This window comes from Stenotrophomonas sp. Ste86 (assembly GCF_024519465.1).
Taxonomy (GTDB): Bacteria; Pseudomonadota; Gammaproteobacteria; order Xanthomonadales; family Xanthomonadaceae; genus Stenotrophomonas.
This window is the reverse complement of sequence record NZ_JALJRW010000010.1, coordinates 98,806-115,747: the sequence shown is the minus strand read 5'-3', so window position 1 is coordinate 115,747 and position 16,942 is coordinate 98,806. Positions and strand designations below refer to the sequence as shown.

Annotated in this window: 12 protein-coding genes and 2 riboswitches; of the genes, 5 read left to right on the top strand and 7 right to left on the bottom strand. The window is 67.1% G+C overall.

Going from position 1 to position 16,942, the window contains the following annotated elements; all coding sequences use genetic code 11:
- Positions 1-17: 17 nt before the first annotated feature.
- Positions 18-287: a GIY-YIG nuclease family protein gene (locus NR101_RS11085; RefSeq protein WP_256775955.1), complete on the bottom strand. Its 270-nt coding sequence runs from the start codon at positions 285-287 to the stop codon at positions 18-20.
- A gap of 44 nt (positions 288-331) precedes the next feature.
- A riboswitch (glycine riboswitch) is annotated at positions 332-425 on the top strand.
- A gap of 8 nt (positions 426-433) precedes the next feature.
- Positions 434-525: riboswitch (glycine riboswitch) on the top strand.
- A gap of 90 nt (positions 526-615) precedes the next feature.
- On the opposite strand from NR101_RS11085, the gene NR101_RS11080 reads away from it, so the two are divergent.
- From NR101_RS11080 to NR101_RS11065, 4 genes are all read left to right on the top strand, one after another.
- Positions 616-1,233 (top strand): trimeric intracellular cation channel family protein, encoded by a 618-nt coding sequence (locus NR101_RS11080; RefSeq protein WP_256775956.1) that lies wholly within the window; start codon positions 616-618, stop codon positions 1,231-1,233.
- Between the two features lie 354 nt (positions 1,234-1,587).
- Complete coding sequence (locus NR101_RS11075; RefSeq protein WP_256775957.1) at positions 1,588-2,748, top strand: MdtA/MuxA family multidrug efflux RND transporter periplasmic adaptor subunit; 1,161 nt, start codon at positions 1,588-1,590, stop codon at positions 2,746-2,748.
- Positions 2,745-5,852, top strand: coding sequence for an MdtB/MuxB family multidrug efflux RND transporter permease subunit (locus NR101_RS11070; RefSeq protein ID WP_256775958.1), 3,108 nt, complete (start codon positions 2,745-2,747; stop codon positions 5,850-5,852). Before NR101_RS11075 ends, NR101_RS11070 begins: the two co-directional genes overlap by 4 nt.
- A complete protein-coding gene (locus NR101_RS11065) occupies positions 5,849-8,914 on the top strand; it encodes an efflux RND transporter permease subunit (RefSeq protein ID WP_256775959.1) in 3,066 nt (1,021 codons plus the stop codon). The genes NR101_RS11070 and NR101_RS11065 overlap by 4 nt, the downstream gene beginning before the upstream one ends.
- A 355-nt stretch (positions 8,915-9,269) precedes the next feature.
- On the opposite strand, the gene aroG is transcribed toward NR101_RS11065, so the two are convergent.
- From aroG to NR101_RS11035, 6 genes are all read right to left on the bottom strand, one after another.
- Entirely contained in the window at positions 9,270-10,343 is a 1,074-nt protein-coding gene (gene aroG / locus NR101_RS11060) for a 3-deoxy-7-phosphoheptulonate synthase AroG (protein WP_256775960.1), read from the bottom strand.
- A 266-nt stretch (positions 10,344-10,609) separates the two neighbouring features.
- Positions 10,610-10,957, bottom strand: coding sequence for a DUF6616 family protein (locus NR101_RS11055; RefSeq protein ID WP_256775961.1), 348 nt, complete (start codon positions 10,955-10,957; stop codon positions 10,610-10,612).
- Between the two features lie 13 nt (positions 10,958-10,970).
- Positions 10,971-11,714 carry a DNA alkylation repair protein gene (locus tag NR101_RS11050; protein WP_256775962.1) on the bottom strand — a complete coding sequence of 248 codons (744 nt, stop codon included), beginning with the start codon at positions 11,712-11,714 and terminating at the stop codon, positions 10,971-10,973.
- Positions 11,711-12,205, bottom strand: coding sequence for a MarR family transcriptional regulator (locus NR101_RS11045; protein ID WP_256775963.1), 495 nt, complete (start codon positions 12,203-12,205; stop codon positions 11,711-11,713). Before NR101_RS11045 ends, NR101_RS11050 begins: the two co-directional genes overlap by 4 nt.
- A gap of 244 nt (positions 12,206-12,449) precedes the next feature.
- A complete protein-coding gene (gene groL, locus NR101_RS11040) occupies positions 12,450-14,099 on the bottom strand; it encodes a chaperonin GroEL (RefSeq protein WP_256775964.1) in 1,650 nt (549 codons plus the stop codon).
- Positions 14,100-14,188: 89 nt separating this feature from the next.
- Positions 14,189-14,476 (bottom strand): co-chaperone GroES, encoded by a 288-nt coding sequence (locus NR101_RS11035; RefSeq protein WP_256775965.1) that lies wholly within the window; start codon positions 14,474-14,476, stop codon positions 14,189-14,191.
- A gap of 666 nt (positions 14,477-15,142) precedes the next feature.
- Between NR101_RS11035 and NR101_RS11030 the strand changes: the two genes are divergently transcribed.
- Positions 15,143-16,930, top strand: coding sequence for an endonuclease (locus tag NR101_RS11030; protein ID WP_256775966.1), 1,788 nt, complete (start codon positions 15,143-15,145; stop codon positions 16,928-16,930).
- Positions 16,931-16,942: the final 12 nt, after the last annotated feature.

Here is a 16,942-nt window from a genome sequence, read left to right as displayed (position 1 = left end):
GCCCGCAGCATCCGGCGCTACGCCGATTCCACCGCGTGCAGCCACGCCAGCTTGCGCGCCCGCGGCTGGCGCTTGAGCTGCCATTCGGCCTTGGAGGCGGTGGCGCGGTCCGGGTAGGCGCGCATCGCCAGCAGCTTCACCGGCGGATTGGCGCGGGTGTATTTGGCCCCCTTGCCGTCCACATGGGCCTGGAAGCGGGCCGCCACGTCGTTGCTGATGCCGGCGTAGTAGCTGCCGTTGCGGCATTCCAGCAGGTAGACGTACCAGGGGGCGGGTTCAGCGGGCATACCGGGATTATCCACCGGCGCGGGGTCGCTGGCTGCTAGAATCCGGCCCGGATGCAGGAGAGAGGCGCCGCGCTGGCGCCCGCCGAAGGCGCAGGCTCCCATAATCGCTCAGGCCGGTGGCTGCACAGCCACCAACCATGCATCCGACACGCCGATCTGGAGAGAGGTCTTCAATGACCCGCCGAAGGGGCACGTGGCCTTGGCCACTGAACTCTCAGGCAAAAGGACAGCGGGAGCGGCAACGGAATCCCATCCCACGACAGTGCCCTGCGCTGGCGCGTGGCGTGCGTGGTTCCGTCCCCGCCTGCCGTTGCCCGGAGTTCCCGCCATGCTGCTCTCGCTGATCTACCTCATCGCCATTTCCGCCGAAGCCATGACCGGCGCACTGTCGGCCGGGCGGCGGCGCATGGATCTGTTCGGCGTGGTGATCATCGCCTGCGTCACCGCGCTCGGCGGCGGCTCGCTGCGCGACATCGTGCTGGGCCACTACCCACTGGGCTGGGTGAAACACCCGGAGTACCTGGGCTTCACCATCTGCGCGGCCTTGATCGCCACCTGGGTGGCGCGCTGGATGCACCACTTCCGCCGCACCTTCCTGGTGCTGGACGGACTCGGGCTGATCTGTTTCACCCTGATCGGCTGCGCGGTGGCGCGCGAGGCCGGCCACGCCGCACCGATCGTGCTGATCTCCGGGATGCTGACCGGCGCCTTTGGCGGCGTGCTGCGCGATGTGCTGTGCAACGAGGTGCCGCTGATCTTCCAGAAGGAACTGTATGCGGTGATCACGCTGTTCACCGGCGCGGCCTACCTGGGCCTGCTGGAACTGGGCGTGTCGCTCAATGCGGCCACGCTGTGGTGCCTGGGCGGTGGCTTCCTGCTGCGCCTGCTGGCGATCCACTTCAACTGGGAAATGCCCAAGTTCGTCTACCGCGACGAGATGCATTGAACGGAACGTTCAATGCATCTGTAGCGCCCGGCCGTTGGCCGGGCGACCTTGTACCGACCAACTGTCGGTACGGCAACGTTCAATGCACCTGTAGCGGCCGGCCGTTGGCCGGGCGACCTTGTACCGGCCAACGGTCGGTACCGCAACGTTCAATGCATCCCATGACCAAGGGCATGTGAGCGCAGACTGCCGCACGCGGTAACATGACGCCCCCGACCCTCCCGGGTCGGCATCCAGCCACGCTGCGGCATTCGACCAGCGGCCCCGCCAGACAACCCCACTTCGCCCCGCCTGCCCCCACGGGCCGGTAAACCATGGACGCGTTCGCCGTATGGCGCACGCGCAGGATGCCCCATGTCTGCCCCGCTGCCCTCGCGTTCCCGTCGTCTGTTCAAACCGCTGTTGGTCGTGGCCGTGCTGGCCGCCGCCGCCATCGCCTGGCGCGTGCTCGCGCCGGCACCGGCCGCCGACGCGGCGCCTGCCGCTGCCGCCACGCCCGTCCGCGTGGCCACCGTCGTGCGCGAGGACCTGGTGGTACGCCTGAAGGCGCTGGGCACCGTCACCCCGTTGCACACGGTGAGCCTGCGCAGCCGCGTGGATGGCGAACTGCTGCGGCTGTCGTTCCGCGAGGGCGAGCACGTCAAGGCCGGCGCCCTGATCGCCGAGATCGATCCGCGCGCCTACCAGGTGGCGCTGTCGCGTGCGCTGGGCACCCAGCAGCAGAACCTGGCCGAGCTGGACAACGCCCAGGCCCAGCTCAAACGCTATGAAGAACTGCAGCGCAGGCACTTCGTCTCCGCGCAGGACCTGAGCGACCAGCAGAGCAAGGTGCGCCAGCTGCAGGGTCGTCGCCAGACCGACCAGGCCGCGGTCGATGAAGCGCGCCTGCAGTTGCAGTACACCCGCATCACCGCACCGGTTGCGGGCCGCATGGGCCTGCGCAACGTGGACGTCGGCAACCTGGTGCGCAGCAGCGATACCGAACCGCTGGCCACCATCACCCAGACCACGCCGATCAGCGTGCTGTTCACGGTGCCCGAGCCGGACCTGCCGGCCGTGGTGGCCGCCGTGCGCGCCGCGCCGGAACTGCGCGTGGAAGCGTGGGATCGCGAAGAGCGCCAGTCGTTGGGCGGGGGCGTGCTGTCCAGTCTGGACAACCGCATCGATACCGCCACCGGCACGCTGAAGCTGCGCGCGCAGTTCGCCAACGCCGACGAGGCGCTGTTTCCCAACCAGTTCGTCAATATCCGCCTGCAGGTGAGCAGTGCCGATGCGCTGGTGATCCCCAATGCGGCGGTGCAGTTCGGCAGCAAGGGCAACTACGTGTACGTGATCGCCGCGGACAACACCTCGCACCTGCGCAACGTGGTGCTGGGCCCGGCCGAGGGTGAGCGCGTGTCGGTGCGCGAAGGGCTCAAGGCCGGCGAGCGGGTGGTGGTGGAGGGCATCGATGGCCTGCGCGAAGGCGCCAAGGTAGAGGTGGTCAGCCAGGATCCGCCGCGGACCGAGGCATGAACCTGTCGCGTGTCTTCATCGAGCGCCCGGTAGCCACCACGCTGCTGATGGTGGCGCTGCTGCTGTCCGGGGTGATGGCGTACCGGCTGTTGCCGGTGGCGGCGCTGCCGCAGGTGGACTATCCGATCATCCAGGTCACCACGCTGTATCCCGGTGCCAGCCCGGGGGTGACCACCAGCGCGGTGACTGCACCGCTGGAGCGCCAGCTCGGGCAGATTCCCGGGCTGAAGCAGATGTCTTCGACCAGCTCCGGTGGCGCATCGGTGATCACCCTGCAGTTCTCGCTGCAGGTCGCCCTCGGCGTGGCCGAGCAGGAAGTGCAGGCGGCCATCAATGCCGCCGACAGCTTCCTGCCCGACGACCTGCCGGTGCCGCCGGTGTACCGCAAGGTCAACCCGGCCGATACCCCGATCCTGACGCTGGCGGTGACCTCGCAGGGGCTGTCGCTGCCGCAGGTGCATGACCTGGTGGATACGCGCATGGCCCAGCGGCTGTCGCAACTGCCGGGCGTGGGCCTGGTCAGCCTGGCCGGCGGCCAGCGCCCGGCAGTGCGGATCCAGGTGAATCCCTCGGCGCTGGCCGCCAACGGGCTGAGCATGGCCAGCATCCGCACGGCGGTGGGCGCGGCCAACGTCAACCTGCCCAAGGGCAGCTTCGACGGCCCCACGCGCGCGATCATGCTCGATGCCAACGACCAGATGCGCTCGGTAAGCGAATACCAGGCGTTGATTCTTGCCTACAAGGACGGTGCGCCGCTGCGGCTGGGCGATGTAGCCACCATCGAAGACGGCGCCGAGAACCGGCAGCTGGCCGCGTGGTCGGGCATCACGCCGGCGGTACTCATCAACATCCAGCGCCAGCCCGGCGCCAACGTGATCGCGGTGGTGGACCAGGTGCGTGCGCTGTTGCCGCAGCTGCAGGCCTCGCTGCCCAAGGGCGTGGACGTGGCGGTGCTGAGCGACCGCACCGAGTCGATCCGCGCCTCCATCCGTGGCGTGCAGCACGAGCTGCTGATCGCCATCGCGCTGGTGGTGATGGTCACCTTCGTGTTCCTGCGCAACCTGCCGGCCACGATCATTCCCAGCATCGCGGTGCCGCTGTCGCTGGTGGGCACCTTCGGGGTGATGCTGCTGGCCGGGTTCTCGCTCAACAACCTGACGCTGATGGCGCTGACCATCGCCACCGGTTTCGTGGTCGACGATGCGATCGTGATGCTGGAGAACATCGCCCGCCATATCGAGCGCGGCGCCAGCCCGATGCAGGCCGCGTTGAAGGGCGCGAAACAGATCGGCTTCACCCTCATCTCGCTGACCGTATCGCTGATCGCGGTCCTGATCCCGCTGCTGTTCATGGCCGATGTGGTCGGCAAGCTGTTCCACGAGTTTGCGATCACCCTGGCGGTGGCGATCGGCATTTCGCTGCTGGTGTCGCTGACCCTGACCCCGATGATGTGCGCGCGCCTGCTCAAGGCCGGGCATGCCACGCGCCGCGATGCGGACGGCCGGGAGTCGTCGCAGCAGGGCGACCCGTTCGACCGCGTGGTGGCCCTTTACGACCGCCAGCTGCAGTGGGTGCTGCAGCGCCAGCCGCTGATGCTGGGCGCCACGGTGGCCACGCTGCTGCTTACCGCCGCGCTGTATGTGTGGGTGCCCAAGGGCTTCTTCCCGGTGCAGGATGCCGGGCTGATCCAGGGCATCAGCGAAGCGCCGCAGTCGATCTCGTTCCAGGCCATGGCGCAGCGCCAGCAGGCGCTGGCCGATGCATTGCTGGGCGATGAAGACGTGGCCAGCCTGTCGTCCTTCATCGGCGTGGATGGCAACAACGCCACGCTCAACAGCGGGCGGCTGCTGATCGAACTGAAGCCGCACGCACAGCGCAGCAGCGACGCGCAGGCGATCATCGCGCGGCTGCAGCAGCGCGTGGCGCGCGTGCCGGGCATCCGGCTGTACCTGCAGCCGGTGCAGGAACTGGGCATCGAGGACCGGATCAGCCGCACCCAGTACCAGTTCACCCTGACCAGCCCGGACAGCGACCAGCTCGCGCAGTGGACGTCGACGCTGCTGGCGCACCTTCAACAATCGGCCGCCTTGGCCGATGTGGCCAGCGACCTTCAGGATCAGGGCCTGCAGGCGCATGTGCTGATCGACCGGGCAGCGGCCGCGCGGCTGGGCATCAGCGTGGATGCGGTAGCCGATGCACTGTACGACGCGTTCGGCCAGCGCCAGATTTCCACCATTTTCACCCAGGCCAACCAGTACCGGGTGGTGCTGGAAGCGCGCCCGGACGTGGCGTTCGGGCCGGATGCGATCGCGCGCCTGCATGTGGCCGGCGCCGATGGCAAGCAGGTACCGTTGCGCGGCATCGCACGGATCGAACAGCGTCCGGCGCACCTGCTGGTCAACCACGTGGGGCAGTTCCCGGCGGTAACGTTCTCGTTCAACCTGGCACGCGGTGCCTCGCTGGGTGAGGCGGTGGAGGCGATCGAAGACGCACGCGCGGCGATCGGCCTACCCGCGGGCGTGGAGCTGCGCCTGCAGGGTGCGGCCGATGCGTTCCGCGCGTCGCTGTCGAGCACGTTGTGGCTGGTGCTGGCCGCGGTGGTGGTGATGTACCTGGTATTGGGCGTGCTGTATGAGAGCTTCATCCACCCCATCACCATCCTGTCCACCCTGCCCTCGGCCACGGTCGGCGCGCTGCTGGCGTTGCTGCTGAGCGGGCGCAGCCTGGACCTGATCGCGGTGATCGGCATCGTGCTGCTGATCGGGCTGGTGAAGAAGAACGCGATCATGATGATCGACTTCGCGCTGGAGGCCGAGCGCGAGTCCGGCATGGCGCCGCGCCAGGCGATCCACCAGGCCGCGCTGCTGCGCTTCCGCCCGATCCTGATGACCACGCTGGCCGCGCTGTTCGGTGCGATCCCGCTGATGTTCGCCAGCGGCTCCGGCGCGGAGCTGCGGCAGCCGCTGGGCGTGGTGATGGTGGGCGGGCTGATCGTCAGCCAGGTGCTCACCCTGTTCACCACGCCGGTGATCTACCTGTTCTTTGATCGGTTCCGGCAACGGCCGGTGGCCGTGGCCGACGATGCGGCCGAGGCCCAGGCGTGAGCCCGCTGTCGCGGGCGATCGGCTGGTTTGTGCACCACCCGGTGGCGACCCTGCTGTTGTCGGTGGCGGTGGTGCTGGCTGGCCTGCTGGGTCTGCGTTTGCTGCCGGTGGCGCCGCTGCCGCAGGTGGACTACCCGGCCATCAACGTCAGCGCCAGCCTGCCCGGGGCCAGCCCGGAGTCGATGGCCGCCAACGTGGCCACGCCGCTGGAACGCGCGCTGGGCACCCTCCCGGGGCTGAGCCGGATCGACTCGGCCAGTACCCAGGGCTCGACCCAGATCGAGTTGCAGTTCGAACTTGGCCGCGACGTGGACAGCGCCGCGCGCGACGTGCAGGCCGCGATCAATGCCGCCCGCGCGCAGCTGCCCAGTGGCATGCCGGGCATGCCCCAGTACAGCAAGGTCAACCCCTCGCAGGCACCGATCCTGGCGCTGGCGCTGAGTTCGGACAGCCTCTCGCCCGGGCAGATTTTCGATGTGGCCTCCACGGTAATCGCGCAGAAGCTGGCGCAGATTCCCGGCGTCGGTGAGGTGCAGGTCGGTGGCAGTTCGCTGCCGGCGGTGCGCGTGTCGCTCGATCCCAACGCGCTCAACCAGCGCCGCGTGGCGTTGGACGACGTGGCTGCGGCGATCCGCAACGCCAACGCGCTCAAGCCTCTGGGCACCGTGGCCAGCCAGGGCCGGCAATGGCAGCTGGACGCAAGCCTGCAGCTGCGTAGCGCCGCCGAGTACCGTGCGTTGATCATCGCCATGCGCGACGGCCGGCCCGTGTACCTGCAGGACGTGGCGACGGTGAGCGAAGGGGTGGAGGACCGCTACGCCAGCGGCTTCCACAACGAACGCCCAGCCGTGCTGCTGATCGTGAGCCGGCAGCCGGACGCCAACATCATCGAGACCGTCGATGCGATCAACGTGCAGATGGACACCCTGCAGGCACTGCTGCCGGCCAGCATCGACATGCAGGTGGTGATGGACCGCTCGCCGGTGATCCGCGCCACCCTGCGCGAGGCCGAACTGACCCTGCTGCTGGCCATCGCCCTGGTGGTGCTGGTGGTGCTGGCCTTCCTCGGCCATTGGCGTGCGGCGCTGGTGCCGACCCTGGCCATTCCGGTGTCGTTGCTGGGCGCGCTGGCGGTGATCGCCCTGCTGGGCTTCTCGCTCAACACGCTCTCGCTGATGGCGTTGATCGTGGCGGCGGTGCTGGTGGTGGACGATGCCATCGTGGTGCTGGAGAACATCGCCCGCCATCGCGAAAACGGGGCATCGCCGATGGACGCGGCGCTGCGCGGTGCCGGTGAGGTGGGTGCCACGCTGTTGTCGATGAACATCGCGCTGGCCGTGGTGTTCGTCTCGATCCTGTTCCTGGACGATTTCGTGGAGAAGCTGTTCCGCGAATTCTCGCTGACCCTGGTGGCGGCGATGGGGGTGTCGCTGTTGGTCTCGCTCAGCCTGACCCCGATGCTGTGCGCGCGCCTGCTCGGGCGTGAACGGCCCGGCGCCGGCAACGCGCTGCAGCGTGGCGGTACCGCGCTGTTCGAGCGTCTGCGTGGCGGCTATGTGACCAGCCTGCAGACGATGCTGCGCTGGCTGGCCGTGCCGTTGCTGCTGTTCGCGGCGGTGATCGGCCTGAACGTGTGGCTGTTCCAGCAGGTGCCCAAGGGCATTGTGCCCAAGCAGGATACCGCGCAGCTGCGTGGCTTCGCGCGCGGCGATGACGGCCTGTCGTTCCAGGTGATGCAGCCCAAGATCGACGCCTACCGCAAACTGCTGCTGGCCGACCCGGCGATCAGCGACATCATCGGCTATATCGGCGGGCGCAGCGGGGTCAACAATGCCTTCATCATGATCAAGATGAGGCCGCTGGCCGAGCGCAAGGTGTCCAGTCAGCAGGTGATCGACCGCCTGCGTACGAACATGCCGAAAATTCCTGGCGGCGGCCTGTTCCTGTGGGTGGACCAGGACATCAAGCTGGAAGGCAGCGGCGACAGTGGCCAGTACGAGTTCCAGCTGCTGTCCGGCGAACTGGCGCCACTGCGGCAGTGGGCGCCCAAGGTCGCCGACGCACTGCGCGCCCTGCCCGAGCTGGTGGATGTGGAATCCAAGGGCGACGAAGGCATGCGCCAGGTGGTGCTGGACATCGACCGCGACGCCGCCGCGCGGCTCGGCGTGGACATGCGCATGATCGCCTCGGTGCTCAACAACGCCTTCAGCCAGCGCCAGGTGGCCACGCTGTACGACACCCTCAACCAGTACCGCGTGGTGATGGAGTTGGACCCGCGCTATACCCAGGACCCGTCCACGCTCGACCAGATCCACGTGATCGGCAAGGACGGCCAGCGCCTGCCGTTGTCCTCGATTGCCAGCTGGTCCTATGGCATGGCGCCGGACCGCATCTACCACAGCCAGCAGTTCGCCTCGGTGTGGATCGAGTTCGCGCTGGCGCCGGGCGTCACCCTGGACCAGGCGGTGAAGGCGGTGGACCGGGCGATGGCCGGGATCATGTTGCCCACCCATGTGCAGGCCAGGCTGAGTGGCGAGGCCGGTGGCTTCGAAAAGCTGCGCGAGCGGCAGCTGTGGCTGATCGTGGGTGCGATGCTGGCGGTGTACCTGGTGCTGGGTGTGCTGTACGAGAGCTTCCTGCAACCGCTGGCGATCCTGTCCACCCTGCCCTCGGCCGGCGTGGGGGCGCTGCTGGCACTGATGTCGTTCGGCAATGCGTTGAACCTGATCTCGCTGCTGGGGCTGTTCCTGCTGGTGGGCGTGGTGATGAAGAACACCATCCTGATGATCGACTTCGCGCTGTCGGCCGAACGCGAGCGCGGGTTGTCGTCGTATGACGCCATCTGCGAAGCGGCGCGGCTGCGTTTCCGGCCGATCCTGATGACCAGCGTGGCGGCGCTGCTAGGCACGTTGCCGTTGATGCTGGCCACTGGCGAGGGCTGGGAGATGCGCCAGCCGTTGGGCATCGCGATTGTGGGTGGGTTGCTGGTGAGCCAGTGGCTGACGTTGTATACGACGCCGGCGATCTATCTGGCGTTGGCGCGGTTGCGGCGCACCCCGTGATCACCGGGCCGCGACACCCCGCCGGTAGAGCCACCCCATGGGTGGCTGCTCGTCCGCCGCGGTCCGCGTGCAGCCACCCATGGGGTGGCTCTACACCTGGTAACGTCTTGGCCGGATGGGCGGACACGCGGCGTTGGCGCGGTTGCGGCGCACCCGTGATCACCGGGCCCGCGACACCCCCGGTAGAGCCACCCCATGGGTGGCTGCTCGTCCGCCGCAGTCCGCGTGCAGCCACCCATGGGGTGGCTCTACACGCGGTAACGTCCTGGCGGGATGGGCGGACACGCGTGATCAACGTGTTCCGTCGCGCGCGACGCGCGTGGTGGGCCGCGCTAACGAGGGTACGTCTGCCGCGTTACGCCGCCTCGCTGATCCGCGCCGCCCGCCGCGCTCGCACCGCTTCAGCCAGGCTTTCCAACACCGCCAGCGAGCTGTCCCAACCAATGCAGCCATCGGTGATGCTCTGGCCGTAGGTGAGCGGCTGCCCTTCAACAAGGTCCTGGCGACCGGCCACCAAGTGGCTTTCCACCATCACCCCGACGATGCGCTCTTCGCCATTGGCCAGCTGTGCGTTGATGTCGGCGATGACCTTGGGCTGGTTTTCCGGGTTCTTGCTGCTGTTGGCGTGGCTGGCATCGATCATGATGCGCGCGGCCAGGTGCGACTTGGCCAGGGTCTGACTGGTCGCTTCCACATGCGTGGCGTCGTAGTTGGGCGTCTTGCCGCCGCGCAGGATCACGTGGCAATCCGGGTTGCCGGCCGTGGCCACGATGGCGGTGCCGCCTTCCTTGGTGACCGACAGGAAGTGGTGCGGGTTGGAGGCCGCACCGATCGCGTCGGCGGCGATCTTGATGTTGCCATCGGTGCCGTTCTTGAAGCCCACCGGGCACGACAGGCCCGAGGCCAGTTCGCGGTGCACCTGGCTTTCGGTGGTGCGCGCGCCGATGGCGCCCCAGGCGACGAGGTCGGCGATGTACTGCGGGGAGATCACGTCGAGGAACTCCACGCCGGCCGGCAGGCCGAGCTTGTTGATATCACGCAGCAGGCCGCGCGCCACACGCAGGCCCTTGTTGATGTTGAAGCTGCCGTCCAGGTCCGGATCGTTGATCAGCCCCTTCCAGCCCACGGTGGTACGCGGCTTTTCGAAGTACACGCGCATGACGATTTCCAGCTCGCCAGCAAAGGCATCGCGCAGCGGCTTGAGGCGCTGGGCGTACTCGATGGCGGCGACCGGATCATGGATCGAGCACGGCCCGATCACCACGGCCAGGCGGTCGTCGCGGCCGTGCAGGATCTCGTGCAGGGCCGCGCGCGAGGCGCTGACCGTGGCGGAGGCTTCATCGTCGCAGGGCAGCATGGCCAGCAACTGGGCCGGCGGGGTCAACGGTTCGATCTTGCGGATGCGCAGGTCATCGGTGTGCGGGGGCATGGGGAAAACTCCTTGGAAGTGGGGGTCCCCAGCGCGGCGGCAACAAAAAAGCCGCCAGGTGCGCTGGCGGCTTTCGGGAATGCGTCTGAAGCTTTCTTCAGGGTGAGCGCATGCCTTCCTCCGCCGGTGGCTTCGGAAAGTAATACCAAAAGTAGGAATTGGCGTGGCGTGCGTTCATTGGGGAGTATTGATAACACAGCTTCTGCGCGGCGCAAAATGTTTCAAACGCAACTGGCCAGGGGCATTCAGCCGTGGCCGCGACGTCGCTATGCCTTGGGCAACGCAGCCAGCTCGGCCAGGTGCTGCTGCAACCCACCCGCGCCGCCGGCGACATGCGTAGTGGTGAAATAGCTGTGCCAGCCGGTGGCATCGATCGCGGCCAGCAATGCATCGGCGTCCTGGCGTTCGCTGCACTGCCATACCGCATAGAACTGCTCGGCACGGGTATGCGGCACGTCCTGGTCGATGGGACCCATCGCCAGTGGCGTGATCCTGGCCGGATCCACGTGCTGCATGCCTGCGCCGATGCGGGCGAAGAAGGCCGCACGCGACAAGGCGTCCAGCGCGGTCCAGGCGGGGGTGGCGGTGTAGAGCTCGATCAACATGTACGACATGGCATTCCCAGGGTCAGAGCGAGCGCAACGCGCGCTTGCGAATGTAGGTATTGGCGAGATGGTCGGCATGCCGCAGCTGCCAGCCATCGCACAGCGCACGCACCCAGTCGGGCTGGCTCTTGCAGGCATCGTTGAGCCAGTTGCCCACCGAGTCCTGCACGTAGCGCGATGCATCGCAGCACAGCGCATCGAGCAGCGCGGCCGCGTGCTGTGGTTCCTGCTTGAGCAGCGCGATATGCGCCGCCCACACCCCGCGCGGGCGCAACGCTTCGCACGCGAAGCGGCGCACGTTGGGCGAAGGATCGGCGGTCCACGGCTGCAGATGCATGAGCACCCGCAGCGGCTCGGCGGCGATGTGCGGGCGTACGGCCAGCCACGCCCATTCGCGTACGCCGAAGTGGCTGTCATCGGCGAGCGCGCGCAGCGCATCGAGTTTGTGTTCCAGCGACAGGCGCGGGTCGCTGCCGATCAGGTAGCAGGCCCAGCCACGCACGGTGTCGCTGGTGTGCGTGGACCAGTGCGTGGCATCGCCAAGCGCGTGTGCGCGCAGCAACGTGGCCGCGCCCTGCATGCGCAGGGTGATGCCGCTGCTGGCGGCCTTGCGCATGTTGGCCACGGCGGCCGCCGGCAGGGATGGGGCCACGTTGCTCAAGAGACGGGCGAAGTCCACGGCGAGGATCTCGGCCAGGTGGGTAGCTTCGGCCTCGCCGCCATCGAGTTGGGCGCGGCGTTCGCGCGACAACGCCTGTGGTTTCATGCGGCGCTCCCGGCATCGGTTCGCGCCCATATCCGGCACAGCATGCCGCTGAGCAGCGTGCGTTCTTCGTCGCTGAGATCGGCGAACAGGGTACGGATCCACTGCGTGTGCTGGTCAAACAGCTCAACCGCGAGGGCTTGCCCCGCGGCGGTGAGGCTCACGTTGACCCGACGCTTGTCGGCCGGATCAACGTGACGCTCCAGCAGTGCATCGCGCTCGAGACCATCCAGCAGGCCGGTGACAGTGGCGCGGGTGACACCGGCGCGCTCGGCCAGCTGGTGCGGCGACAACGCCTCGTCCGCGCCCTGCAGCAGGAACAGCAGCACGAAGCGGCCCTCGCTCAGGCCCAGCGGTGCGAGCCGGTGGGCACAATCCTGATCGATCGCGCTGGCCAGCGACAACAGCTGGAAGCACTGTGACAAGCCGTCGAGTTCGGACTGCCCGCGGCGTTTGAGTTCGGTCAGGAAAGCGTGGTGTTTAGGTTCGAGCACGATGCGTCGACAACATGATTAGTCACCTAATCATATCGTCAACTTCGCGGACTGCAATGTCCATTGACGGACGCGCCGCTGATTGACGCGCCGCTGATTTGCGCCGGGGCAACCGTAATTCCCATCGCGCAACGAAAAACCCCGCCTTTCGGCGGGGTTTTTCTTCTTGCTGCGGAACGCAGGTACCGACCAACGGTCGATACCTGCCGGACCGATGCGTGCCGGCGCAGGGCCGGCAGCGGCATCAGAAGTCCATGCCGCCCATGCCACCCATACCGCCCATGCCGCCACCGCCGGCGCCAGCGCCGTCGTCCTTCTTCGGGGCATCGGCCACCATGGCTTCGGTGGTGATCATCAGGCCGGCGATCGAGGCCGCGTTCTGCAGGGCCGAACGGGTCACCTTGGTCGGATCCAGGATGCCGAACTCGAGCATGTCGCCGAACTCACCGGTGGCGGCGTTGTAGCCGAAGCTGCCGGTGCCTTCCTTGACGCGGTTGACGATGACCGACGGCTCTTCACCGGCATTGGCCACGATTTCGCGCAGCGGGGCTTCCATCGCGCGCAGGGCGATCTGGATGCCGTGGTTCTGGTCTTCGTTGGCACCCTTCAGGCCGCTCAGCGCGGTGACCGCACGGACCAGCGCGACGCCGCCGCCCGGGACCACGCCTTCTTCAACGGCTGCACGGGTAGCGTGCAGGGCGTCGTCGACGCGATCCTTCTTTTCCTTCATTTCGATTTCGGTCGAGGCACCGACCTTGATCACGGCAACGCCGCCGGCCAGCTTGGCCACGCGTTCCTGCAGCTTTTCGCGGTCGTAATCGGACGAGGTGTCTTCGATCTGGGTCTTGATCTGGGTGACACGCGATTCGATGTTGGCCTTCTCGCCGGCGCCATCGATGATCGTGGTGTTTTCCTTGGAGACCTGCACCTTCTTGGCGCGGCCCAGGTCCTTGATCGTCGCCTTTTCCAGCGACAGACCAATTTCCTCGGAGATCACGGTGCCGCCGGTCAGCACGGCCATGTCTTCCAGCATCGCCTTGCGACGGTCGCCGAAGCCCGGTGCCTTGACGGCCACGACCTTGACGATGCCACGGATGGTGTTGACCACCAGGGTCGCCAGCGCTTCGCCTTCGATGTCTTCGGCGATGATCAGCAGCGGCTTGCCGGACTTGGCCACGCCTTCCAGCACGGGCAGCAGGTCGCGCACGTTGGAGATCTTCTTGTCGTGCAGCAGCACGTACGGATCGTCCAGGTCAGCGGTCTGCGACTGCTGGTTGTTGATGAAGTACGGGGACAGGTAGCCACGGTCGAACTGCATGCCTTCGACGACGTCCAGCTCGTTTTCCAGGCCCGAGCCTTCTTCAACGGTGATCACGCCTTCCTTGGTCACGCGGCGCATCGCTTCGGCGATGATGTTGCCGATCGATTCGTCGGAGTTGGCCGAGATCGTACCGACCTGGGCGATCGCCTTGTCGTCGGTGGTGGGCTTGGAGATGTTCTTCAGCTCGGCGACGGCGGCGATGACGGCCTTGTCGATACCGCGCTTGAGGTCCATCGGGTTCATGCCGGCCGCGACGGCTTTGGCGCCTTCGCGGATCAGGGCCTGGGCCAGCACGGTGGCGGTGGTGGTGCCGTCGCCGGCGTCGTCGTTGGTGCGGGAAGCAACTTCCTTCACCATCTGCGCGCCCATGTTCTCGAACTTGTCAGCCAGTTCGATTTCCTTGGCGACAGACACGCCGTCCTTGGTGATGGTCGGGGCGCCGAAGCTCTTTTCGAGCACGACGTTGCGGCCCTTCGGGCCCAGGGTAGCCTTGACGGCATTGGCGAGCACGTTGACGCCGCGCACCATGCGCGAACGGGCATCTTCACCGAAACGAATATCTTTGGCAGCCATTGCGATTACCTTTTATGTGGAGCCGGGCCAAGCCCGGCTGCTTGAATGGGGGAGATTGCGGAAGCGCCGGCACGGGCCGGCGGCATCACTCAGCCGAGGATGGCGAGGATGTCGTCTTCGCGCAGGACCTTGTACTCGACGCCTTCGGACTTGTAGCTGCTGCCGGCGTACTGGCCGTAGATGACCTTGTCACCGACCTTCAGCGACGGCGCGCGGACGCTGCCGTTGTCCAGGGGCTTGCCCGGGCCGACGGCCACGACTTCACCCTTGGTCGACTTTTCCTTGGCGGAATCCGGAATCACGATGCCGCCGGACGAGATTTCGTCGGCTTCGATCGGCTTGACTACGACGCGGTCATGAAGCGGCTTGATGCTCATGTGAGACCCTTTTAAGTTGTTGATTGGTCTAGGAAAGTCTGGCGATGTTAGCAGTCACCCAGGGCGACTGCCAACCACGCTCACGAAAAAACCCGACGGTGCGGGTACGGAGCAGAGATGGTGCTGGGCGCGCGCCTTTCAAGGGGGAGGGGCGAAATTTTTCCGGGCTGCGTTTGGGGCAAGGGCTCGGGCAAGCAAAAGCAAAAGCGAAAGCGAAAGCGAAAGCGAAAGCGAAGCATCCTGTCTCCGTTCGGGACTGCTGCGAGCGTGAGGGCCCCGTCGCGGCCGGTAGGCCCCTGGCGCAAATGTCCCCCGGCCTGGCGGCCTCCTCCTTTATTTTGCCCAGGAGCCTACCGCCCGCGATGGGGCTCGGCTCGCGGTACGTTGGCCGAAGACCGGCTTTTCTGATTTCGGTCGGGGGGGCGGGCGCTGGGCCCCCATGCCCTTGGAGGCGAAATAAAGGAGGAGGCCGCTCCGCGGCCGGGGGACATTCGCCGGAAAGGGCATGGGGGCCCAGCGCCCGACCCGCCGACCAGCCGACCGACCGCCGCCCCCCATTTTCTTGACGTACGTCTCACTGCGGAAGGCCAATCCCGACATATCGATAGATGTGTCATCTGGATTGATTAGATTCGGCCGGCGATACCCAATCACAAGGAGACGTAGATGAGGTTGCTCACACCGCTGTCCCTGGGGTGCCTGCTGGCATTGGCCGGCACCGCCCAGGCGGATGTATTCATCAATGAACTGCACTACGACGACAGCACGCCGGCCGGCGATGTCGGCGAGGCCATCGAGGTAGTGGCCACCGCCGGGGAGGACCTCAGCGGCTACCGCCTGTACCTGTACAACGGCAGCAACCCGTCGGCGGCAGCGGTCTACGCCAACAACGCGATCCCGGCCGGCACGGCGGCCGGTTGCGGCAAGGCCACCCTGGCCACGGTCACCTACCCCAGCAACGGTATCCAGAACGGGTCTAACGATGGCATCGCCCTGGTCGATGCCAGCGGCAAGGTCGTCCAGTTCATCAGCTACGAAGGCACCATCACCGCCGCGGGCGGCCCCGCGGCCGGCCTGACCAGCCAGAACATCCCGGTCAGCGAGAGCAACAGCACCGCCCCGGGCACGTCCCTGCAGCTGACCGGCAGCGGCAGCCAGTACACCCACTTCACCTGGGCCGAATCGGCCGGGCAGACCTTCGGCGCGTGCAACAACGGCCAGACCTTCAGCGGCACCGGCGGCAGCGGCCCCAATACCCCGCCCTCGGTCAGCGCCACCACCCCCGAACAGGGTGCCAGCACCTTCCCGTCGGCCGCCGATCTCAGCGTGACCTTCAGCGAGACGGTCAACCTGGCCAGCGGCGCCTTCGTGCTCAGCTGCGGGCAATCCGGCACGGTGCCGCTGGCCCACGCCAGCAGCGGCAGCCGGTTCACCCTGTCCACCAACACCGCGCTGATCGCCGGCGAAGCCTGCCGCTTCGACATCCGCGCCACCCGCGTCAGCGATGCCCAGGGCGCCCATCCCGCTGCCGATACCCGCATCGCCTTCACCGTGGCCACCACCACCGGCAATCCGGACCCGGGCAATCCCGGTAATCCCGGCGAGTACTACTCGCGGGTCAACACCAGCAACCCCAGCCAGCTGCGCTGCTCCCTGCACGAGACCATCAAGGGCCACACCGCCTACCCGTACAGTGGCTCGGGCACCAGCACCTGGACCATCCTGGAGATCGCCGATGAGGATCCCAACAACAGCGGCAAGATCCTCGATGCCTACCGCAACCACAGCTACACCAAGGTCAGTGGTCGGGCGGGTACCGGCAGCGGCCTGACCTACAACCGCGAGCACACCTGGCCGAACTCGCTGGGCTTTGCCAGCACCACCGGCGACAAGGGCCTGCCGTATGCGCCCTACACCGACACCCACATGCTGTACCTCACCGATGCGCAGTGGAACGCCGACCGCGGCAACAAGCCGTTCGGCAAGTGCGACAGCAACTGCGGTGAGCGCGCCACCGAGGCCAACAATGGCGTGGGCGGCGGCAGCGGCGGCTACCCGGGCAATTCCAACTGGGTGCGTACCCCCGACGGCAACACCGGCACCTTCGAGGTGTGGGGCCGACGCAAGGGCGACATGGCGCGGGCAGTGATGTACATGGCGATTCGCTACGAGGGGGGCAAAGACGCCAAGACCGGCCAGTCCGAGCCGGACCTGGAACTGACCGACGACCGCAGCAAGATCGTCAAGACGGCCGCCTCGCCGGCCTACATGGGCCTGCTCTCGACCCTGATCGAGTGGCATCTGTCCGACCCGCCGGATGCGGCCGAACGCGCCCGCAATGAAGTGATCTACAGCTTCCAGGGCAACCGCAATCCGTTCATCGACCACCCCGAATGGGCCACCCCGGGCCTGTTCACCTCCGCCAAGCCGACCAGCTGCCAGCTGCTCAACTGAGCCCTCCCGACC

Excerpts from the sequence above, each read along its gene's own strand:
- NR101_RS11085 (WP_256775955.1), bottom strand. The coding sequence starts at position 287 with ATGCCCGCTGAACCCGCCCCCTGGTACGTCTACCTGCTGGAATGCCGC.
- NR101_RS11080 (WP_256775956.1), top strand. The coding sequence starts at position 616 with ATGCTGCTCTCGCTGATCTACCTCATCGCCATTTCCGCCGAAGCCATG.
- NR101_RS11075 (WP_256775957.1), top strand. The coding sequence starts at position 1,588 with ATGTCTGCCCCGCTGCCCTCGCGTTCCCGTCGTCTGTTCAAACCGCTG.
- NR101_RS11070 (WP_256775958.1), top strand. The coding sequence starts at position 2,745 with ATGAACCTGTCGCGTGTCTTCATCGAGCGCCCGGTAGCCACCACGCTG.
- aroG (WP_256775960.1), bottom strand. The coding sequence starts at position 10,343 with ATGCCCCCGCACACCGATGACCTGCGCATCCGCAAGATCGAACCGTTG.
- NR101_RS11055 (WP_256775961.1), bottom strand. The coding sequence starts at position 10,957 with ATGTCGTACATGTTGATCGAGCTCTACACCGCCACCCCCGCCTGGACC.
- NR101_RS11050 (WP_256775962.1), bottom strand. The coding sequence starts at position 11,714 with ATGAAACCACAGGCGTTGTCGCGCGAACGCCGCGCCCAACTCGATGGC.
- groL (WP_256775964.1), bottom strand. The coding sequence starts at position 14,099 with ATGGCTGCCAAAGATATTCGTTTCGGTGAAGATGCCCGTTCGCGCATG.
- NR101_RS11035 (WP_256775965.1), bottom strand. The coding sequence starts at position 14,476 with ATGAGCATCAAGCCGCTTCATGACCGCGTCGTAGTCAAGCCGATCGAA.
- NR101_RS11030 (WP_256775966.1), top strand. The coding sequence starts at position 15,143 with ATGAGGTTGCTCACACCGCTGTCCCTGGGGTGCCTGCTGGCATTGGCC.